Annotated in this window: 19 protein-coding genes; 8 read left to right on the forward strand and 11 right to left on the reverse strand. The window is 65.2% G+C overall.

Going from position 1 to position 21,169, the window contains the following annotated elements; translation table 11 throughout:
* Positions 1-89 precede the first annotated feature (89 nt).
* Entirely contained in the window at positions 90-2,840 is a 2,751-nt protein-coding gene (locus QA639_RS01760; protein ID WP_283089053.1) for a bifunctional acetate--CoA ligase family protein/GNAT family N-acetyltransferase, read from the forward strand.
* Between the two features lie 28 nt (positions 2,841-2,868).
* Here QA639_RS01760 and QA639_RS01765 read toward each other — a convergent pair whose 3' ends face one another.
* From QA639_RS01765 to QA639_RS01785, 5 genes are all read right to left on the reverse strand, one after another.
* The gene (locus tag QA639_RS01765) at positions 2,869-3,654 is read right to left on the reverse strand and encodes a succinate dehydrogenase iron-sulfur subunit (RefSeq protein WP_028337893.1); all 786 of its coding nucleotides are present in this window, start codon (positions 3,652-3,654) and stop codon (positions 2,869-2,871) included.
* An 18-nt stretch (positions 3,655-3,672) separates the two neighbouring features.
* On the reverse strand, positions 3,673-5,511 hold the full coding sequence (sdhA, locus tag QA639_RS01770; protein ID WP_028337892.1) for a succinate dehydrogenase flavoprotein subunit: 1,839 nt from the start codon (positions 5,509-5,511) through the stop codon (positions 3,673-3,675).
* 3 nt (positions 5,512-5,514) lie between these two features.
* Positions 5,515-5,889 (reverse strand): succinate dehydrogenase, hydrophobic membrane anchor protein, encoded by a 375-nt coding sequence (gene sdhD, locus QA639_RS01775; RefSeq protein ID WP_085964893.1) that lies wholly within the window; start codon positions 5,887-5,889, stop codon positions 5,515-5,517.
* Positions 5,890-5,903: 14 nt separating this feature from the next.
* A complete protein-coding gene (gene sdhC, locus QA639_RS01780) occupies positions 5,904-6,302 on the reverse strand; it encodes a succinate dehydrogenase, cytochrome b556 subunit (RefSeq protein ID WP_028337891.1) in 399 nt (132 codons plus the stop codon).
* Positions 6,303-6,531: 229 nt separating this feature from the next.
* The gene (locus tag QA639_RS01785) at positions 6,532-7,434 is read right to left on the reverse strand and encodes a LysR family transcriptional regulator (RefSeq protein ID WP_244978883.1); all 903 of its coding nucleotides are present in this window, start codon (positions 7,432-7,434) and stop codon (positions 6,532-6,534) included.
* Positions 7,435-7,596: 162 nt separating this feature from the next.
* On the opposite strand from QA639_RS01785, the gene QA639_RS01790 reads away from it, so the two are divergent.
* A complete protein-coding gene (locus QA639_RS01790; RefSeq protein WP_157348766.1) occupies positions 7,597-8,457 on the forward strand; it encodes a sulfite exporter TauE/SafE family protein in 861 nt (286 codons plus the stop codon).
* 64 nt (positions 8,458-8,521) lie between these two features.
* On the opposite strand, the gene QA639_RS01795 is transcribed toward QA639_RS01790, so the two are convergent.
* Together QA639_RS01795 and QA639_RS01800 are read right to left on the reverse strand one after the other, a co-directional pair.
* Positions 8,522-9,010 carry a hypothetical protein gene (locus tag QA639_RS01795; RefSeq protein WP_157348756.1) on the reverse strand — a complete coding sequence of 163 codons (489 nt, stop codon included), beginning with the start codon at positions 9,008-9,010 and terminating at the stop codon, positions 8,522-8,524.
* Between the two features lie 147 nt (positions 9,011-9,157).
* Positions 9,158-10,684, reverse strand: a complete 1,527-nt coding sequence (locus QA639_RS01800) for a malonate--CoA ligase (RefSeq protein WP_157348755.1) — start codon at positions 10,682-10,684, stop codon at positions 9,158-9,160.
* Positions 10,685-10,770: 86 nt separating this feature from the next.
* Here QA639_RS01800 and QA639_RS01805 point away from each other — a divergent pair, with 86 nt between their 5' ends.
* Entirely contained in the window at positions 10,771-11,532 is a 762-nt protein-coding gene (locus QA639_RS01805; RefSeq protein ID WP_157348754.1) for an SDR family oxidoreductase, read from the forward strand.
* 257 nt (positions 11,533-11,789) lie between these two features.
* Here QA639_RS01805 and QA639_RS01810 read toward each other — a convergent pair whose 3' ends face one another.
* Positions 11,790-13,190 carry an MFS transporter gene (locus QA639_RS01810; RefSeq protein WP_157348753.1) on the reverse strand — a complete coding sequence of 467 codons (1,401 nt, stop codon included), beginning with the start codon at positions 13,188-13,190 and terminating at the stop codon, positions 11,790-11,792.
* A 326-nt stretch (positions 13,191-13,516) separates the two neighbouring features.
* On the opposite strand from QA639_RS01810, the gene QA639_RS01815 reads away from it, so the two are divergent.
* The 4 genes from QA639_RS01815 (at position 13,517) to QA639_RS01830 (ending at position 16,975) form a co-directional block, all read left to right on the forward strand.
* Complete coding sequence (locus QA639_RS01815; RefSeq protein WP_157348752.1) at positions 13,517-14,071, forward strand: fasciclin domain-containing protein; 555 nt, start codon at positions 13,517-13,519, stop codon at positions 14,069-14,071.
* Positions 14,072-14,250: 179 nt separating this feature from the next.
* Positions 14,251-14,883: a cytochrome b/b6 domain-containing protein gene (locus tag QA639_RS01820; RefSeq protein WP_028337884.1), complete on the forward strand. Its 633-nt coding sequence runs from the start codon at positions 14,251-14,253 to the stop codon at positions 14,881-14,883.
* A gap of 104 nt (positions 14,884-14,987) precedes the next feature.
* Positions 14,988-15,773 (forward strand): molybdopterin-binding protein, encoded by a 786-nt coding sequence (locus tag QA639_RS01825; protein WP_157348751.1) that lies wholly within the window; start codon positions 14,988-14,990, stop codon positions 15,771-15,773.
* 260 nt (positions 15,774-16,033) lie between these two features.
* Positions 16,034-16,975, forward strand: a complete 942-nt coding sequence (locus QA639_RS01830; RefSeq protein ID WP_283089054.1) for an IS110 family RNA-guided transposase — start codon at positions 16,034-16,036, stop codon at positions 16,973-16,975.
* 32 nt (positions 16,976-17,007) lie between these two features.
* Here QA639_RS01830 and QA639_RS01835 read toward each other — a convergent pair whose 3' ends face one another.
* Positions 17,008-18,186: a YbfB/YjiJ family MFS transporter gene (locus QA639_RS01835; RefSeq protein ID WP_283089055.1), complete on the reverse strand. Its 1,179-nt coding sequence runs from the start codon at positions 18,184-18,186 to the stop codon at positions 17,008-17,010.
* A gap of 89 nt (positions 18,187-18,275) precedes the next feature.
* Positions 18,276-19,139, reverse strand: a complete 864-nt coding sequence (locus QA639_RS01840) for an EamA family transporter (protein WP_157347516.1) — start codon at positions 19,137-19,139, stop codon at positions 18,276-18,278.
* 263 nt (positions 19,140-19,402) lie between these two features.
* Here QA639_RS01840 and leuB point away from each other — a divergent pair, with 263 nt between their 5' ends.
* A complete protein-coding gene (gene leuB / locus QA639_RS01845) occupies positions 19,403-20,515 on the forward strand; it encodes a 3-isopropylmalate dehydrogenase (protein WP_157347514.1) in 1,113 nt (370 codons plus the stop codon).
* Positions 20,516-20,689: 174 nt separating this feature from the next.
* On the opposite strand, the gene QA639_RS01850 is transcribed toward leuB, so the two are convergent.
* Positions 20,690-21,094, reverse strand: a complete 405-nt coding sequence (locus QA639_RS01850) for a hypothetical protein (protein ID WP_028337879.1) — start codon at positions 21,092-21,094, stop codon at positions 20,690-20,692.
* Positions 21,095-21,169 lie beyond the last annotated feature (75 nt).

Raw genomic sequence — 21,169 nt, forward strand, 5'->3', positions numbered from 1 at the left:
CGATAGGTGCATGCAGCCAAGCGAAGCAGTAGAGTTGGTCGAGGGCGCATGAAGCGGGCGCCTCCGCGTGTTCCCTGCGAGACCCTGCAATGTCGACGTACGGCCTGGAGCGGCTATTTTCGCCTCGAAGCATCGCAATCGTCGGCGGCAGCCCGCGTCCGTCGTCGCTCGGCGCGGCGGTGCTCAGGAACATCAAAGCGAGTGGCTTCACCGGCCGCGTCGGCGTCGTCAATCGGAACTATGCCGACGTCGATGGTGCGCCGACAGTTCCCGACCTGAAGTCGCTGTCGTTCGTTCCGGATCTCGTCGTCATTAGCGCACCGGCGGCGGCGGTTCCGGAGATCGTCGCGGAGGCGGCTTCGGCCGGCGTTGCCGGCGCGGCGATCCTGTCGGCCGGTCTTGGCCATGGCGCAGGCTCGCTCGCGGAGACCGCGGGGCAGACGGCGCGACGGCATGGCATGCGCCTGATCGGGCCGAATTGCCTCGGCGTCATGGTGCCGCGCGTCAAGCTGAATGCGAGCTTCGCCTCGCATCAGCCGTCCGACGGGCACGTTGCCCTGATCTCGCAGTCCGGCGCGGTCGCGTCGGCGATGATCGAATGGGCGGCGGAACGGCGGCTCGGCTTCTCCGGCATCGCGTCGATCGGCGACCAGCTCGATGTCGACGTCGCCGACCTCCTGGATTATTTCGCGCTCGACGACCACACCAGCGCGATCCTGATCTACCTCGAAGCCGTCAAGGACGCGCGCAAGTTCATGTCGGCGGCGCGCGCCGCGGCGCGGTTGAAGCCGGTCGTCATCGTCAAGTCGGGACGGATGGCGCAGGGCGCCAAGGCCGCCGCGACCCACACCGGCGCGCTGGCCGGCTCCGATGCGGTCTATGATGCCGCATTCCGCCGCGCCGGCATGCTGCGCGTCTACGACCTGCGCCAGCTGTTCGATTGCGCCGAGCTGCTCGGCCGCGGCTTCGTTCCGCGCGGCAACCGGTTGGCGATCCTGACCAATGGCGGCGGGCTCGGCATCCTCGCGACCGACCGGCTGGCCGAGCTCGGCGGCGTTCCGGCGACTTTGACGGCGGAGACCATCGCGCGGCTCGACAAGGTGCTGCCGTCGGGCTGGTCCTGCGCCAATCCGGTCGACATCGCGGGCGATGCCGATGCCGACCGCTACGTGGCGGCGCTCAGCGCACTGCTCGATGATTCGAACAGCGACGCGGTGCTGGTCGCGAATGTGGAAACCGCGGTGGCTCCGGCCGAGGGGATTGCCGAGGCGGTGGCGCGATGCGTCCGCGACCGCAGGACGAAGCGGAGTGCGGTCGCCGCACTGGTGCTTGCGGCCTGGGTCGGCGCCGACGAGCGCACCGGCGCGATCTTCGAGGCGGCGCGCATTCCGCATTTCCCGACCGAGGACGATGCGGTGCGCGCCTTCATGTATCTGGTGCGCTATCGCGAGGCCTCCACCGCGCTCGCCGCAACCCCGCCGGGCGTCGCATCGGTGTTCACGCCGGAGACGGCGGCGGCGCGGCACGTCGTCGTGAACGCGCTGTCGGAGGGACGTGCCTGGCTCGATCCGGCCGAGATCGTTGCGCTGTTCGCGGCCTATCATATTCCGATCGTGACGACGCTCGTCGCCGATAGTCCCGAGGACGCTGCCAAGAAGGCGGCACCGTTCCTCGCCGAAGGACATGCGATCGTGATCAGGGTGTTCTCGCGCGACATCCGGCACGCCTCCGACGTCGGCGGCGTGATCCTCGACCTGCGCACCAAAGACAGCGTCGTTGAAGCTGCACGGACGGTCATGGCGCGGGCACGAAGTGCCCGGCCCGATGCCATCCTGCAAGGCGTGACGATCCAGCCGATGATCGTACGGCGCGCGGCGCGCGAACTGATCCTCGGCATCGCCGAAGATCCGACCTTCGGTCCGGTGATCGTGTTCGGGCGTGGCGGCCCCGCGGTCGAGGTGATCAACGACAAGGCGCTGGCGCTGCCGCCGCTCGACATGAATCTCGCCCGCGAGTTGATCGGACGCACCCGCGTCTCGCGGCTGCTCGGCGGCTATGGCGATGTGCCGGCGGTCCCGGCCGATGTGGTGGCGCTCACCCTCGTCAAGCTGGCGCAGATGGCGGCCGACATTCCCGAGGTCGCTGAGCTCGACGTCAACCCGATGCTGGCGGACGAGAGCGGCGTGCTCGCGCTCGATGCGCGGGTCGCGATCCGCAAGCCCACCCGGCTATTTGCCGGCCACACCCGGCTCGCGGTGCGGCCCTATCCGTCGCAATGGGAAGGTGAGCTTGCGCTGCGCGACGGCTCGCGTGTCACGGTGCGCCCGATGCGGCCGGAAGACGAGCCGATGGTCAGCGAGTTCTTCAAGCGCGTCACCGCCGAAGACCTCAGGCTGCGCTTCTTCCATGCGATGAAGGAATTCTCGCACGCCTTCATCGCGCGCCTGACCCAGCTCGACTATGCGCGCGCGATGGCGTTTGTGGCGCTCGATCCGAACACCGGCGAGATGATGGGTGCGGTCCGGCTGCACTCGGATTCGCTGTACGAGAATGCCGAATACGCGATCCTGCTGCAGTCCGATCTCAAGGGCAAAGGGCTCGGCTGGGCGCTGATGCAACTCCTGATCCACTATGCGCGATCGGAGGGCTTGAAGCGCCTGTCCGGCCAGGTGCTGACCGAGAACACCACGATGATCGGGATGTGCCGCGATCTCGGCTTCACCGTGACGATGGATCCGGACGATCACAGCATCGTCGATGTCGTACTCGACCTCGATCGATCCGGCGTCGATGCGGTCGGCGCCGATATCCTGATCCGGCCTGCCGCGGCCGGCCGCTGATACCAGCGCCAGCCGCGGCCGCGTCGGATCAGATCTGGCGTTCGACCAGCTTGAACTTGAGTTCGGCGATCGCTTCGGAGGGATTGAGGCCCTTCGGACACGCCTTGGCGCAGTTCATGATGGTGTGGCAGCGATAGAGGCGGAACGGATCCTCGAGATTGTCGAGTCGCTCGCCGGTCGCCTCGTCGCGGGAGTCGGTGACCCAGCGGTTTGCCTGCAGCAGCGCGGCGGGGCCGAGGAAGCGCTCGCTGTTCCACCAGTAGCTCGGGCACGAAGTCGAGCAGCAGGCGCACAGGATGCACTCGTAGAGGCCGTCGAGCTTCTCGCGGTCCTCGTGGCTCTGCCTCCATTCCTTCTGCGGCGTCGGCGTCGTGGTCTTCAGCCACGGTTCGATCGAGGCATACTGGGCGTAGAAATTGGTGAGGTCGGGGACCAGGTCCTTCACCACCGGCTGGTGCGGCAGCGGATTGACCTTCACCGCGCCGCCGGCGCCGACGTCGTGCATCGACTTGGTGCAGGCCAGCGTGTTCTGGCCGTCGATGTTCATCGCGCAGGAGCCGCAGACGCCTTCGCGGCAGGAGCGGCGGAAGGTCAGCGTCGGGTCGATGTGGTTCTTGATCCAGATCAGGCCGTCCAGCACCATCGGACCGCAATCATTGGTGTCGACATGATAGGTGTCGACGCTCGGATTCTTGCCGTCGTCCGGGTTCCAGCGATACACCCGAAATTCGCGCGTCTCGGTGGCACCCGCCGGCTTCGGCCAGGTCTTGCCGCCTGAAATCTTCGAATTCTTCGGAAGTGCGAATTCAACCATGCTTGCTCGCCTTCGTTCTCAGTAGACCCGCGCCTTCGGCGGGATGTACTGCACGTCATTGGTCATCGTGTAGCTGTGCACCGGACGGTACTCGATCGCAGTCTTGCCGGCCGGATCAATCCAGGTCAGCGTGTGCTTCATCCAGTCCTTGTCGTTGCGGTCCGGGAAGTCCTCGCGCGCATGCGCGCCGCGGCTTTCGGTGCGGTTCGCCGCCGAATCCATCGTCACGACCGCCTGCACGATCAGATTGTCGAATTCCAGCGTCTCGATCAGATCGGAATTCCACACCAGCGAGCGGTCCGACACCGAGATGTCGCCGACGCCGCCATAGACCTTGTGGATCAGGTTCTGGCCTTCCTGCAGCACGTCGCCGGTGCGGAACACCGCGCAATTGTTCTGCATCACATGCTGCATGCTGTCGCGCAGCTTCGCGGTCGGCGTGCCGCCGGAAGCATGGCGGAAATGATCAAGCCGGCCGAGCGCGAGGTCGGCGGAATCCTTCGGCAGCTCCGGCTGCTTGGCGTTGGCCGTCAGTTTGTCGGCAAGCCGCAGCGCGGCGGCGCGGCCGAACACCACGAGGTCGATCAGCGAGTTGGAGCCGAGGCGGTTGGCGCCATGCACCGAGACGCAGGCCGCTTCGCCGATCGCCATCAGGCCCGGCACCACCGAATTGTCGTCGCCGTTGCGCTTGGTCAGCACCTCGGCGTGATAGTTCGTTGCGATACCGCCCATATTGTAGTGCACGGTCGGCACGATCGGGATCGGCTCGCGGGTGACGTCGACATTGGCGAAGATCTTCGCCGATTCGGAGATGCCCGGCAGCCGCTCATGCAGCACCTTCGGATCGAGGTGATCGAGGTGCAGGAAGATGTGGTCCTTCTTCTTGCCGACGCCGCGGCCTTCGCGGATCTCGATCGTCATCGCGCGCGAGACGACGTCGCGCGAGGCGAGGTCCTTGGCCGACGGCGCATAGCGCTCCATGAAGCGCTCGCCCTCGGAGTTGACGAGATAGCCGCCTTCGCCACGGGCGCCTTCGGTGACGAGGCAGCCCGAGCCGTAGATGCCGGTCGGGTGGAACTGGACGAACTCCATGTCCTGCAGCGGCAGTCCGGCGCGCAGCACCATGCCGCCGCCGTCGCCGGTGCAGGTGTGCGCCGAAGTGCAGGAGGCATAGGCGCGGCCATAGCCGCCGGTCGCCAGGATCGTGGTCTGGGCGCGGAAGCGATGCAGCGTGCCGTCATCGAGCTTGAGCGCGATCACGCCGCGGCAGACGCCCTGGTCGTCCATGATCAGGTCGATGGCGAAGAACTCGATGAAGAACTCGGCCGAGTGGCGCAGCGACTGGCCGTACATCGTGTGCAGCATGGCGTGGCCGGTGCGGTCGGCGGCAGCGCAGGTGCGCTGCGCCTGGCTCTTGCCGAAGTCGATGGTCATGCCGCCGAACGGGCGCTGATAGATCTTGCCGTCCTCGGTTCGCGAGAACGGAACGCCCCAATGCTCGAGCTCATAGACCGCGTCGGGCGCGTTGCGCACCATGTATTCGATCGCGTCCTGGTCGCCGAGCCAGTCCGACCCCTTCACGGTGTCGTACATGTGCCAGCGCCAGTCGTCCTGATGCATGTTGCCGAGCGAGGCCGAGATGCCGCCCTGCGCCGCCACCGTATGCGAGCGGGTCGGGAACACCTTGGTGATGCAGGCGGTGCGCAGCCCGGCTTCCGAACAGCCGACCACCGCGCGCAGGCCGGCGCCGCCGGCGCCGACCACGACGACGTCGTATGTATGGTCCTGGATCGGGTAGGCCTTGCCGTTCGTGGCCGGGCCACCGTTGGTGGCCTTGCCGTTTCCTTCACCGGCCATGGATCAAACTCCCGACGACAATTTGAGGATTGCGTAGATCGAGGCCAATGCGACCGCGACGCAGAAGAAGTTGTTCGCCATCACGCTGGCGATCTTCAGCTTCTCGTTATGGATGTAGTCCTCGATCACGACCTGCATGCCGATCTTCATGTGCCAGGTGCTGGCGATGATGAAGAGCAGCAGGATGATGGCGATCGGGATCGAGCCGAGGATCTGCGCCGCGCCGGCATGGTTGCGGCCGATCAGCGTGATCACCACAACGATCACGGGAACGATCAGCAGCGTCATCGCAACGGCGGTGAGGCGCTGGCGCCAGAAATCGCCCGTGCCGGTGTGCGCGGAGCCGAGGCCGCGGACGCGCTCCAGCGGCGTGCGCATCGAGGAGGGGCCGCTCATCGTCCACCTCCCACGGCGTAGGCAATGATCCAGACCAAAACGGTCAGCGCGATGCCGGCGACCAGCGCGCCCCAGGTCAGGGCTTCGCGCTCATTGGCCTTGAAGCCGTAGCCGAGGTCCCAGACGAAATGCCGGATGCCGCTGCACAGATGGTGCATCAGCGCCCACGTGTAGCCGAACACGATCAGCTTGCCGATCGCGCTGCCGGTGAAGGCCTGGACGTTGGCGTAAGCTGAGGGGCCGGAAGCGGCGGCGATCAGCCACCAGGCCAGCAGCAGCGTGCCGAAATAGAGGGCCAAACCTGTGGCGCGGTGGACGATGGACAGCGCCATCGTCAGCGTCCACCGGTAGGTCTGCAAATGGGGTGAAAGCGGTCGTTCGATCCTGGCGGTCATCGGCGGGCTTTATGTTGTGAGGGACCGCGGCCGGCCCATCGGGGAACGCGGTAGAGGAGTTCTATTTACGGAGTCGGATCACCCCGCGCAACGGCCAAATAGCCTTCGGTCGAACCGAAGTTCATTGTTAGAGTTGCCGAATTCTGGTTGATCCGCAGTGTGGTATACCAGATGCAAGGTCTGGCGAACCAAGTAATGAATCTAAATCTTCGTGGATCGATCGGCGCGCTCAGCTGCCCGAAAACGGGCTCCGCAAGGCATCGATTTTACCCCACTGTTCCACCAGATAATCGACAAATGCCCTGATCTTAGGCGATGCGAGACGTGACGGCTGAAGCATCAGATGCAGCGGCGTCGGCGCCGGCTCGTGGTCGATCAGCAGGCGTGCCAGGCGACCGTCGGCGAGCTCGGACTGCACCTGCCAGGACGGCACGCGGACGATGCCGGCCCCCTCCCGCGCCGCGCTGACCAGCGCGTCGAGGCTATTCATCCAGAGCCGACCGGATATGCGGATTTTGCGACCCGTCTTGCTGCCGTCGGCAAAGCGCCACTCCGCGCTGCCGGGCGAATCGGAAAACACCAGGCAGTCATGCCCGGCAAGATCGTCCGGTGTCCGCGGCGCGCCGCGCCGAGCCAGATAGTCCGGCGACGCGCACACGATCATCCGCAGATCGGTGAGCTTCCGCGCGATCAGCTGCGAGTCACGCAAGCGGCCGATGCGTATTGCCAGATGGATGTCCTCCTCGACCATGTCGACGGCGCGGTCGACCAGAAGAAGGTCGACGGACAGTGCCGGATAGCGGCGCAGAAACTCGACCAGCAGCGGCGCGATCACGAGCCGACCGATCAGACTCGGCGAGCTGACGCGGATCCGCCCTGATGGCTGATGCGGGTCGCGCGCCAGCGCCGCCTCGATCTCCCTGACCTCGCCGAGGATCGATTTCGCGCGCTCGTAGAGAATGCGCCCGTCGTCGGTCAGCGCGAGCTGGCGGGTGGTGCGCAACAGCAGGCGGGTGCCGAAATGCTCCTCGAGCGCGCTGATCTGCCGGCTCACCGAGGTGAGCGAGCTCGGCAGCGAGCGCGCGGCCGCCGACAGGCTGCCGCTCTCGACCGCGCGGACAAAGGCCGCCATCGCCGCAAGCTGGTCCAAGCCCGATCCTTCCGCATTTCGCAAGAGAGCCTGCTCAAGAGCATAGATACTCCCGAATCCCAAAAGGGGCTATTGCTCACCGCGAACAGTCACAGGACGGCGCCGGAGAACCTGGTGTGGCCCTACATCGATACTGCGAAGGACATGATGGCCGGCCTCGATCTCACGGAGCTGCTTGATCTTGCGCTGCTGCTGATCGCGGTCGGGGCGCTGTCGGGCTTTCTCGCCGGCCTGTTCGGCATCGGCGGCGGCGCGATCCTGGTGCCGGTGTTCTACGAATGCTTTCGCCTCGCCGGCGTGCCGCTCGAGGTGCGGATGCCGCTGTGTATCGGCACCTCGCTCGCGATCATCATCCCGACATCGCTGAGCTCGTTCCGCGCCCATTATCGTCGCGGCGCGGTCGACATGGAGATCCTGAAGCGCTGGTGGCTGCCGATCGTGATCGGCGTCGCCGCCGGCAGCGTCACCGCGCGCTTCGCGCCGGAGCGGCTGTTCAAGATCGTGTTCGTGATGGTGGCGTGGTCGGCGGCCGCGCGCCTGCTGCTGGCGCGCGAGACCTGGAAGTTCGGCGACGACGTGCCGAAGGGTTTCTTGATGCGCGTCTACGGCTTCTTCGTCGGCCTGCTCTCGACGCTGATGGGCATCGGCGGTGGCCTGTTCGCCAATCTGCTGATGACCTTCTACGGCCGGCCGATCCATCAGGCGGTCGCGACGTCTTCCGCGCTTGCGGTGCTGATCTCGATTCCCGGTGCGCTGGGCTATGTCTATGCCGGCTGGCCCGCCGCCGCGCGCTTTCCCGAGGTCGCCGCGCTGCAACTGCCGTTCGCGCTCGGTTACGTCTCGCTGATCGGGGCGCTGCTGGTGATGCCGACCACGCTCGTCACCGCGCCGCTCGGCGTCAAGGTCGCGCACGCGCTGTCGAAGCGGGCGCTGGAGGTGGCGTTCGGGGCCTATCTCTTCATCGTCGGCGGGCGGTTCGTGATCAGCCTCGCCGGCGGGCATTAGCCGCAGCGCGTAGCCCGGATGGAGCGAAGCGTAATCCGGGGTTCATGCCGGTGAACAGCCGGAGTCAGTGCTTCAACCGGACCTCGCTGTTGCCCCAGTATCGCAGATCGCCAGCGCTCTCGATACGATCCAAATCAGAGAGCGCCTGCAATCGGGCCGCCGTCGCCTCATAGGTGATAGTCCAACCGAGTTCCTTGAAGCGCTTTTCCGCATCGGTCACGAACGCCACAACTTTCCGCCAGCGGGACTTCAAAAGCGAGAAGATGACTTCGTCCAGTTGATCTTCGGTCACCGATGGCGGGAGAAGTACCTCGCTCCACGTCAATTCGCCGAAGAAATGCGGGGGCATCGGTGGAGGTTTTAGGTCCGGATGCTGGGCATAGATGCCCACCAACAGCTTTCGGTGGACGATTTCGTACAGTTCGTTGAGATGCCCCCACAAGGCGTCGCGCTCGGCCTGGTCGATTTGCCCCATGGCCATGACGGTACGATCGAGCGCTCGGCCCACGTTCAGTAGGCGCTTTTTCAGTTCGGCCGCCTGCTCTCGATCCATGCCGGGTCCCCGTCACCGCGTCCTGTAAAGATCCTTGCGCACTTATTTCCGCAGCGCCTAGCCCAGATGGAGCGAGGCGCAATCCGGGGGTCTCGCAGCTGATAGAGTGGTCCCGGATTTCGCTTCGCTCCATCCGGGCTACGGAGCTTATTTCGCGTAAATATCCTTGTAGGTATCCCGCAGAATGTTCTTCTGCACCTTGCCCATCGCGTTGCGCGGCAATTCGTCGACGACGAAGACGCGCTTCGGCATCTTGAACTTCGCGAGCCGCCCGTCGAGCGCCTTCAGCACCGATGCCTCGCTGACGTCGGCGCCCTTGCTGCAGACCAAGACGGCGGTGACGCCTTCGCCGAAATCGGCATGCGGCACGCCGATCACGGCTGACTCGATCACGCCGGGCATGGCGTCGATCTCGCTCTCGATCTCCTTCGGATAGACGTTGAAGCCGCCGGAGATCACGAGATCCTTGCCGCGGCCGAGAATGTGGACATAGCCCTTGTCGTCGATCTTGCCGAGGTCGCCGGTGATGAAGAAGCCGTCGGCGCGGAATTCGGCCTTGGTCTTCTCCGGCATCCGCCAGTAGCCCTGGAACACGTTCGGGCCCTTGACCTCGATCACGCCGATGGTTTCCCGCGGAAGCTCCTTGCCGGTCTCGGGATCGGTGACCCGCACCGAGACGCCGGGCAGCGCGAAGCCGACCGCGCCGGGCACGCGGTCGCCGTCATAGGGGTTGCTCGTGTTCATGTTGGTCTCGGTCATGCCGTAGCGCTCGAGCACGGCGTGGCCGGTGCGATCGGACCATTCGCGGTGGGTATCGGCGAGCAGCGGCGCCGAGCCCGAGATGAACAGCCGCATGTGCCTGGTCGCGTCCTTGTTCAGGCCGGGGTTCTGCAGCAGGCGGGTATAGAAGGTCGGCACGCCCATCATCACGGTGGCGCGGGCCATCAGCTTGATGATCACGTCCGGATCGAACTTCGGCAGGAAGATCATCGAGGCGCGTGCGAACAGCGTCACGTTGCTCGCCACGAACAGGCCGTGGGTGTGATAGATCGGCAGCGCGTGGATCAGCACGTCCTTGTCGCTGAAGCGCCAGTAGTCGACCAGCGAATACGAGTTCGAGGCCAGATTGTCGTGCGACAGCATCGCGCCCTTGGAGCGGCCGGTGGTGCCCGACGTGTAGAGGATCGCGGCGAGATCGTTGTTGCCGCGCGGCACCGTGGCGAATTCCTTCGCCGCCTTGTCGGCGGCCACGGTCAGCGAGCCCTTGCCGCTGGCATCGAGCGTCTCGACCTTGGCGCCAACCTTGGCAGCGATCGCCTTGATGCCGTCCTGCTTGGAAGGATCGCAGACCACCAGCGCCGGCTCGGCATCGGTGATGAAGTATTCGAGCTCGTTCAGCGTATAGGCGGTGTTGAGCGGCAGGTAGACGCCGCCGGCGCGCACGGTGGCGAGATATAGCACCAGGGCCGAAACCGACTTCTCGGTCTGCGCCGCGACGCGGTCGCCCGGCTTGACGCCGCGCTCAACCAGCACATTCGCCATCTGGCCTGCGCGCGCGATCAAATCGCCATAGGAGATGCGGCTGCCGTCGAGCTGCTCGATCGCGAGCCGGTTGGGGTCGTCGAGGCCGTCGAACAGGCGGGAAAACAGATTGGCGTTGGTGGTCGTGTTCATGCAAACATTCCCCGAGGGGCGAAGGGCCGGAAGATTTCGGCTGGATTAGCAAAAACGCCCTTCAGAAAGCAACGGAGACAGTTTGCATGACAAATAATGGGAAACGCGTGGCTTGGGTCACCGGCGGCGGCACCGGAATCGGCGAATCCGGGGCGGAGTTCCTGGCTGCGGACGGCTGGACGGTGGTGGTCTCCGGCCGCCGCAAGGAAGAGCTCGACCGCGTGGTGGCCAACATCACCAAAATGGGCGGCAAGGCCGAGGCGATCCCGCTCGATGTCAGCAACAAGACCGACGTCAACAAGGCCGCCGAGACGATCGTCGGCAGGCACGGCCGCATCGACCTTTTGGTCAACAGCGCCGGCATCAACGTGCCGAAGCGGAGCTGGGCCGACATGGAACTGGAAGGCTGGGACAAGCTCGTCGAGATCAACCTCAACGGCGTGCTCTACTGCATGCGCGCGGTGCTGCCGACGATGCGCAAGCAGAAGGACGGCTGCATCATCAACGTCGCGTCCTGGGCCGGCCGCCACGTCTCGAAGATGCCGGGCCCGGCCTACACCACGACCAAGCACGCGGTGCTGGCGCTGACCCATTCCTTCAACATGGACGAATGCGTCAACGGCCTGCGCGCCTGCTGCCTGTCGCCAGGCGAGGTCGCGACCCCGATCCTGAAGCAGCGGCCGGTGGTGCCGAGCGAAGCCGAGCAGGCCAAGATGCTGCAGCCGGAGGATTGCGGCCGCACCATCGCCTTCGTCGCCAGCATGCCGGCACGGGTCTGCATGAACGAGATCCTGATCAGCCCGACCCACAACCGCGGCTTCATCCAGACGCCGGCGAACCGGGATTAGATGAGGTCCGTCTTCTCCTCCCCCTCTGAAAGGGGGAAGGCCGGGATGGGGGGCCGCCGCAGGCGATGCTGTATGCGGAGAGCGTTGATCCCCACCCGCTTTGCTCTGCGAGCAAAGCAACCTCCCCTTTTCAAGGGGAGGTTGGAACTCTGTAGCCCGGATGGAGCGAAGCGCAATCCGGGGGGCTTTTCCGCGGAGAAGCTGTCCCGGATTTCGCTGCGCTTCATCCGGGCTACAAACGACGAGCCCCGCGCGACTCACTCGATGATCTCGTTCAATTCCTTCCCGGTATGCTCCGGCACGAACAGGAACACGCCGACCGCCATCGCGATCATCAGCACGGGGATGCACAGGAACGACAGCGCGAACGAGCCGGTGTGCTGCTGGAGCGCGATCGAGACGAACGGGAACAGCACGAAGCCGACGAAATAGGCGATCGCCCAAACCACGCCGTTGGCGGCGCCGCGGATCCGGGTCGGGAAGATCTCCGCGGTCAGCGTTGTGCTCGGTCCCCAGAAGCCGAGGAAGCCGAGACACCAGGCGAGCCCGAATGCCCATAGCAGCACGCGGTCCTCGGAATAGACCCAGAGCGTCATGAAGATCGCACCCTCGATCAGGGTGATGATGAAGGTGCGGCGGCGGCCGATCTTGTCGATCAGCCAGCCCACCACACAAAGTCCAAGGAAGCCGCAGAGCCCGTAGAACACGTAGAACAGGCTGTACTCGGCGGTCGACCAGTGCTTCTCGGTCGACAGATACAGCGGCATCCAGGCGCCGACCGTGCCGTAGATGCAGGTCGAGGCGCAGGCGACGAACAGCGCGACAAGCGTGGCGGGCAGCACGTCGGGCATGAACACCTGGCGGATGCCGACCGACTTGGCCTTGCCGAACCAGGCGCTGTCCTCGGCGCTGACCGTGCCGCCGCGCGCCAGCGTCTCCGAGATGCGCCGCTTGCGGTCCTGCGCGCGCACCCAATAGGGCGATTCCGGGCAGGTGGAGCGGATATAGATCGCGAGCAGCGCGATCACGCCGGGCACCATGACAGCGATGCGCCAGCCGAAATTGGCGGCCACGAGGCCCGTGATCGCACCGGCGAGCGTGGCGCCGAGACACCAGGCCGAGCGGGTGATGCTGATGACGCGGCCGCGGAGCCGGGCCGGCCAGGTTTCCGCCACCAGCATCGAGCCGAGCGACCATTCGCCGTTCAGCGCGAAGAACAACAGCGAGCGCGCGATCACGAACACCGCGAAGGTCGGCGACATCGCCGCGACCGGCATCAGAAGCGAGAACAGCGCGATGTTGACGGCGAGCAGCGTGCGGCGACCGTAGCGGTCGGCGAGCCACGGCCAGAAATAAAGCCCGGCGATGCCGACGAACAGTGCGATCTGCATGCCGGAGCGGTATTCCGGCAGGCTCAGCGAAAATTCCTTGATCACCATCGGCGAGATCAGCGCGAAGATCACGCCGTCCATGCCGTCGAAGCCCCAGCCGAGCGCGTTGGCGGTGGCGATGTGCCAATGCGTTTTCGTGATCTCGGTCGTGTCCGCAACCGCGCGGTAGTTGGCGTATTGCAGGTGCTTCTGCTCGAGCGGACCGACGTCGCTGCTTGCATCGTTCACCGCAGGTGCGGCGTGGTCGTCAGCCGTGATGCTGCTCATGCTGCCTCCCCGCGGCCGCTTTCTGCGAAGCCGTGCCGCAACCTCAAGCTGAACCAATCGAAGAGCAGCGGCAAGCAAATTGCTCGCGGCAGCGCACGCGTCCATTCCGCTGAATGGAATGCCTGGCGGGTTGCGCGAAGCGTCGAGCGTACGCAGCGCGCGCCGCTCGGTTTCAACAATCACAAAGAATTATTTCCGGAAACCGTCCGGAAAACCTGCCGTAGCTCGGCCAACGACGACGCACTCATCAACCAGGACGCGCCGTTGTTGCCCCTTCAACGCCGGCGAAGCCTCGCCGGTCGGCCTACTCATCGGGAGACGAAACCATGTCGAAGCGTATTGCCTATCTCGCCGCCGCCGCCTTCAGCGCGCTTGCGATCACGTCCACTGTCGTGGCGCCGGTCCGCGCCGACGAAAAGACCGTGATGGTCGGCGGCGCCGCGATGTTCCCGTCGAAGAACATCGTGCAGAACGCCGTCAACTCGAAGGACCACACCACGCTCGTCGCCGCGGTGAAGGCCGCGGGCCTGGTCAGCACGCTGGAAGGCAAGGGCCCGTTCACGGTGTTCGCGCCGACCAATGCCGCGTTCGGCAAGCTGCCGGCCGGAACCGTCGACAGCCTCGTCAAGCCCGAGAACAAGGCGACGCTGACCAAGATCCTCACCTACCATGTGGTGCCGGGCAAGCTCGAGGCCTCCGACCTTACCGACGGTAAGAGGCTGAAGACCGCCGAGGGCGAGGAGCTGACCGTCAAGAAGCAGGACGGCAAGGTCTGGATCGTCGATGCCAAGGGCGGCAGCTCGATGGTGACGATTTCCAACGTCAACCAGTCGAACGGCGTCATCCATGTGGTCGACACCGTGCTGATGCCGGCGACGTAACACCCGACGGCCCGATTTGGTCCCAAACGCCTTACGAAACCGCGAGCCGGCGCCTCGCCCCGGCTCGCATTTTTGTGACCAAATGAAGCAGCCTATATCAAACTGATGATGCCTGCCCCCGTAACGGAACGCCGGTTCCGGGCGTATAACCCGGTAACGGCCACGAGCAGAGATATCCCATGACGAGCCTTGCCGTCAGCGACCACCAGGCAGAGACCGCGACACCCGCGAAGGCGATCCAGCCGGTCTGGGTGCGCATGGTGCACTGGATCAACGCCTTCGCGATGATCCTGATGATCATGTCCGGCTGGCAGATCTACAACGCCTCGCCGCTGTTTGGCTTCACCTTCTCGCGGAGCATCACGCTCGGCGGCTGGCTCGGCGGTGCGCTGCTCTGGCATTTCGCCGCGATGTGGCTGCTGATGGTCAACGGCCTGGTCTATCTGGCGCTGGGTTTCGCCACCGGCCGCTTCCGCAAGAAGCTGCTGCCGATCACCCCGGGCGGCGTGATTGCCGATACCAAGGCGGCGCTGACCTTCAAGCTGTCGCATGACGATCTCAGCAAATACAATTCGGTGCAGAAGCTGCTCTATGCCGGCATCATCGTGGTCGGCGTCGTCATCGTGCTGTCCGGCCTGTCGATGTGGAAGCCGGTGCAGCTGCATTGGCTGGTGTCGCTGTTCGGCGGCTACGATTTCGCCCGCTATGTTCACTTCACCTGCATGGCGCTGATCGTCGCCTTCCTGGTGATCCATGTCGCGCTCGCGCTGCTGGTGCCGAAGAGCCTGCGCGCCATGATCATCGGACGCTAAAGCGCGATGAGATCGTCATCGCGCTTTAGCTTCTTGTTTCTTGAGCATGATCTTTTCGGAAAACCGCTTCGCACTTTTCCGGATCATGCTGTAGGAGGTCTGTCATGGGTCGTCTCCGCAAGCTCCTGATCACCGGTGTCGACAAGAAGCTGCTCGTGCGCGATGCGGTGAAGACGATGCCGGAGCTGACGCGCCGCCGCTTCATCACGGCGGGCACCAGCCTCGGCGCGCTAACGCTGCTCACCGGCTGCGACGTGGTCGATTCGTCGTCGGCCGAGGAAATGCTGAAGCACGTTTCGAAGTTCAACGATGCGGTGCAGGCCTGGATGTTCAATCCGGATGCGCTGGCGCCAACCTTCCCCGAGAGCATGATCACCAAGCCGTTCCCGTTCAACGCCTATTACGATCTCGACGACGCGCCTGAGATTGCGGCAGCGGACTGGAAGCTCGAAGTGCGCGGGCTGGTCGAGAACAAGAAGTCTTGGACGCTCGACGAATTGTACAAGCTGCCGCAGGTCAAGCAGGTGACGCGCCACATCTGCGTCGAGGGCTGGAGCGCGATCGGCAGCTGGACCGGTACGCCCTTGCGCGATTTCCTCAAGCTGGTCGGCGCCGACACCCGCGCCAAATATGTCTGGTTCCAGTGCGCCGACAAGGACGGCTACAACTCGCCGCTCGACATGCGCTCGGCGCTGCATCCGCAGACCCAGATGACGTTCAAATTCGGCGACGAGATCCTGCCTCGCGCCTACGGCTTTCCGATGAAGATCCGGGTCCCGACCAAGCTCGGCTTCAAGAACCCGAAATACGTGCTCTCGATGGAAGTCACCAACGACTACAAGGGCGGCTACTGGGAAGACCAGGGCTACAATTCGTTCAGCGGGAGTTAGCCGTCGTCCCGGCGAAAGCCGGGACCCATACTCCGCGGCCGAGGGAATAGCTACGAGGGGAGACGCTTCCTTCCATCACAACCAGCTGTGGTTATGGGTCCCTGTGTCTTGGAAGTCTGTCAGGATGGGTTGGGCGGGAAGCCGTTGGGTCCTTGGCGCTTGACGCCGTGAGCCGGCTCGGCCTCCCGCCCGTTCCATTACCAACCTGAACAGTTGCACGAGGCTGCGCCAACAGACCTCGCATCACAGGGACAGGCACCGTGATCATACCCCCTCGTTATGTCGGAATCGACGTCTCCAAGAAGCATCTCGATATCTTTGATGAAGCTGACGGCGTGTCCAGGCGCATCGCCAACGCGGCACAGGCCATCACACAGCAGGTGGCGCGTTGGCGATGCGATGCGCTGGTCGTCTTCGAGGCCACGGGCGCCTATGATCTCGCGCTTCGCGAGGCCCTAAGCCAGGCCGGTGTCCGCTTCGCTCGGATCAATCCGGCTCGAGCTCGCGATTTTGCGCGGGCCAGCGGCCAACTTGCCAAAACCGATCCGATCGATGCACGGATGCTGGCGGCCTTTGGCCGGGTCATGCAGCCGGCAACCGAGCGGGCCGCCAATCCCGCCCGCAACGCTTTGGCAGGGCTTGCAAAACGGCGGGACCAACTGGTTCTCATGCGCGCGCAGGAGAAGAACCGGCGCAGCGAGGCCGACGACTGCGCCATGGCCGAACGGATCAGTCGGCTCGTTGAGGTTCTCGACGGCGAGATCGCCGAGATCGAGGCCGATATCAACGCATTGACCAAGGCCGAGCCGGAGATCGCGGACGATGCGCGGTTGATGCGCTCACTGCCGGGCGTGGGTCCCGTGGCTTGCATGCAGCTGATCGCGAAGATGCCGGAACTTGGACATGTTGGAGCGAAGCAGATCGCCGCGCTCGCGGGCCTTGCCCCCTTCAACGTCGACAGCGGCGCCTTCCGTGGAAAACGCAAGATCGCCGGCGGCCGAAAGCGCGTTCGTGACGCCCTCTATATGGCGGCTCTGAACGCGGTTCGTCGGGCCGATCCATTCAAGGCCTTCTACGCGCGGCTGCGACAGGTCGGCAAACCAGCCAAGCTCGCTCTCATTGCCGTTGCCAGGAAGCTCCTAACGGTCCTCAACGCCATGATGCGCGACAGAAAGCCCTACCTGCAGACCAAGCCGACATAACAGTTGCCGGCCTTCGCCGGGACGACGCAGGCTTACGGCCCGACCTTCCTCTGAAACGCCGACAGCAGCGCGCCGAGCGCGAGCATCGCGGCCGAGACGTTCAACGCAAATGACAGGCTGCCGACCGCGTCGGTGATGGCGCCGACCACGATCGGTCCGAGCGTCTGGCCGATGCCGAAGGCGATGGTCATCGCCGCGATCGCAGTCGGCCAGGACTGCGGCGGGTAGTTGAAACGCACGAAGGCGGTGGTCGAGCCGACCACGGCGAAGAAGGCGACGCCGAACACCAGCGCCGAGATCGCCAGCAGCAGCGGCGAATGCCCGAAGATCGGTAGGCTGGCGCCGAGCGCGTTGACGCCGAGGATGATGGTGGTGGCGAGCCCGCCGCGGTCGAGCGCCAGCACCCGCCCCCAGACCCAGGGCGTCACGAATGCGCTGACGCCGATCAGGCTCCAGAACGCGCTCTGTGCAGCCGCGCCGCCGCCGCCGTCGCGGACATAGGCGATCATGAAGGTCATGTAGGCGATGTAGCCGGCACCGAACAGGAAATAGGCGGCGAGGTAGATCAGGACCGGCATCACAGCGAATTTGGTCCGCACGATGCCGCCGGCGGCGGTGTTCGCGTGGAGCGGCGCCAGCATCAGCGGCACGGTCATGATCGCGGAAAGCAGCGTCATCGCCCACCACACGATCCACCACGAGCCGGCGCCGAAACCCTGCAGCACGAAGGGCGCGATCAATCCGGATGCCAAGATGCCGACGCCCGGCCCGGCATAGAACAGGCTGAGCAGGAAATTCGCGCGTTCGGGTCGCGATTGCGCGATGGTCGCCGCAAGCGCGCCGCCGCCGACAAAGCCGATCGCGGCGGCGAAGCCGACCAGCAGGCGGGCAAAGCTCAGCACCACGAAATTGCCCGTGAGGGCGCAAAGCGCCAGCGACAGCGCACAGGCCAGCGTCGACCAGCGCACCGACGCGGCAAGTCCGAAGCGTTCGATCAGGCGCGAGGCGAGCAGCGCGCCGACCAGATAGCCGGCGGCATTGATCGTGTTCATGAAGCCGGCGGCCGAATACGACCAGGCCAGCGAGTCGCGCATGTCGGGCAGCACCAGCGAATAGGCAAACCGGCCGATGCCGAGACCGACCGTCGGTGCGAGCGACAGAATAAGGATCAGCCGCGCGGGATGCGGGTAGGACGGGGCGGGGGCTCTCACAATTCACTCCGGCAATGCGGCCATTGTGACAGGCCGCGGCGGCGCTGCCCAGCGCCGATGCCCGCAACACTGTCTTGCGTATCAGGCAATCAGGCGATCAGGACCAGCGCGACGCCGATCACGGTCAGCAGGGTGCCGCCGACGATCCGCGCCGTGATCTCGACATGCTTGAGCATCATCGCGCTCATCACCACGGTGACCAGCGGATAGATCGCTGCGAGCGGCGCCACCAGCGTGATCGGGCCGTTGCGGACCGCGGCGAACAGGCTGAGCGCGCTGAGCCCGTTGCTGATCCCGGTCAGCGCGAACCAGAATCGGCCCTCGCGCGGCGCCTGCACCATGAAGCTGCCCTTGCGGACCCGTTGCACGGTCAGCACCACCAGCGAGGACATGACATAGCCGACTAGGCAGGCCCATAGCGGGCTCGGCCAGATCGCAAGGCCGAGCTTGGCGATCGGCGGCACGATGCCGCGCACCAGCGCGCTCGCGAGCGGCAGCAGCAGCGCCCAGCTGCGCCAATGGCCGAGGTCGCGCGGCCTCGTCACGGTGATGATGGCGGCGCCCGCGACCGCGACGACGAGGCCGATGAGCTGCTGCGGCAGCAAGGGCTCGTGCAGTAGCACCACGGCGGCGGTGACCGCAAACAGCGGCGCCAGATTGCCCAGCGTCGAGGTGATGACCGGCCCCAGCGCCCGGTTCGACGCAAAGGTCAGGAGCGTCAGCGAGGCCGGGAAGAACAGCCCGATCGCCGCGAAGATCGGCAGTGCGCGCCAGACCACCGGCTCGCCATGCAGGATCAGCGGCGACAGCACCAGGAACAACAGGGTGAAAGAGGGCACGCTGATCGCGGCGCCCGACAGCGGCTCGACGGTGCGCAGGCCAAGCTGCGCCAGCACTACCCCGGCGCCGAGGAAAATCGCCGAGGCGAAGGCGTAGACGATGGCTGCGGTCATGGGATCCGTCTTGTTGGCTTCTGAAGGCGCGGGTTGCCCGTTGGGACCATTCTGGGCCGATCCGGGGTGCCTTGCCAATCCGGCTCCGGCGTTTTAGCACTCCGGCCGGATTTCCCCGCTCGTCGTGCCCGGGCTCGACCCGGGCATCCATCCATCTTCAGAGAGACCTTTCGAAGCGGGATGGATTGCCGGGTCATCTGTGCGAGGACGCGCTTCGCGCTCTTGCCCGGCAACGACAACAACGATTAGCTCGAGGTAACACCATGGCGACCCATAAACTGCTGCTTCTCCCCGGCGACGGCATCGGCCCCGAAGTGATGGCCGAGGTGCAGCGCCTGATCGACTGGCTGAATGCGCAGGGCATCGCGAAGTTCGAGACCGAGCAGGGCCTGGTCGGCGGCTCCGCCTATGACGCCCACAAGGTATCGATCTCCGAGGGCGACATGGCCAAGGCGACGGCGGCGGACGCCGTGATCTTCGGCGCGGTCGGCGGTCCAAAGTGGGACAGCGTGCCCTATGAGGTCCGCCCCGAGGCCGGCCTGCTGCGGCTGCGCAAGGATCTCGGCCTGTTCGCCAATCTGCGTCCGGCGGTGTGCTACCCGGCGCTCGCCGAGGCCTCGAGCCTGAAGCGCGACGTTGTCGAGGGCCTCGACATCATGATCGTGCGCGAGCTCACCGGCGGCGTCTATTTCGGCGAGCCGAAGACCATCACCGATCTCGGCAACGGACAGAAGCGCGCGATCGACACCCAGGTCTACGACACCTATGAGATCGAGCGTATCGGCCGCGTCGCCTTCGACCTGGCGCGCAAGCGCCGCAACAAGGTGACGTCGATGGAGAAGCGCAACGTCATGAAGTCGGGCGTGCTCTGGAACGAGGTCATGACGGCGGTTCACGCGCGCGAATACAAGGACGTCACGCTCGAGCACCAGCTCGCCGATTCCGGCGGCATGAACCTCGTCAAGGCGCCGAAGCAGTTCGACGTCATCGTGACCGACAACCTGTTCGGCGACATGCTGTCCGACATCGCGGCGATGCTGACCGGCTCGCTCGGCATGCTGCCGTCGGCCTCGCTCGGCGAAGTCGACTCGAAGACGAAGAAGCGGCGCTCGCTGTTCGAGCCGGTGCACGGCTCGGCGCCCGACATCGCCGGCCAAGGCCTCGCCAACCCGATCGCGATGATCTCGTCGTTCGGCATGGCGCTGCGCTATTCCTTCGACATGGGCGAACTCGCCGACAAGGTCGATGCCGCGATCGCGGCGGTGCTCGCCAGCGGCCTGCGCACCGCCGATATCAAGTCGGAAGGCGCCACGCCGGCCAGCACGAGCCAGATGGGCGAGGCGATCCTGAAGGAATTGCAGAAGCTGCACGCGTGACAGCTCTGCCGTCATTCCGGAGCGATGCGAAAGCATCGAACCCGGAATCTTGAGATTCTCAGATGCGCAATTGCGCATCTGAGGTCTGGTCCTTCGGACCATCCCGGAATGACAGCGAATAAAAAATGCCCGGCCGGAGCCGGGCATTTTCGTATCGGCTGCTCGCCGAAATTCTCAGTACAACGGGAAATTCCGCGGATAGCCGCCGAGATCGGCCGGCGGGCTGAGCGGCTGGCGATCGATCGGGCGGTTGTTGTTCTCGCGCGCGAACGTGGGATAACCGATCTCCGGCGGATAGGCGTAGTCGTTGAACTTGCGGTCGCCCGGCAGCACTTCGGTGCCGGCGTCGAGCCAGGAGCGCGTGGTGACGTAAACGCGGGTGCGCGGACCCTGCTGATAGACACGGTTCGGACCTTGGGCGCCGTAATAGCGGCGGCCGTCGCGGTCATACTGCTCCTGCTGCTTGCGCTTGGCCGGGCTCTGCGCGCTGGCCGCGGTCATGCCGAACGCGGTTGCGGTGACGGCAGCCGCGGCAAGCAACACCACGAGCTTGTTCGCGGCAGGGAATTTCAAGGTCATCGCATCCTCGTCATTACGGCCCCATCGGGGCTGGCGCGTCCGCCAAAATCACTCGGAACACATTGTAGCCATGGT

It is taken from the genome of Bradyrhizobium pachyrhizi (genome assembly GCF_029714545.1).
GTDB lineage: Bacteria > Pseudomonadota > Alphaproteobacteria > Rhizobiales > Xanthobacteraceae > Bradyrhizobium > Bradyrhizobium pachyrhizi.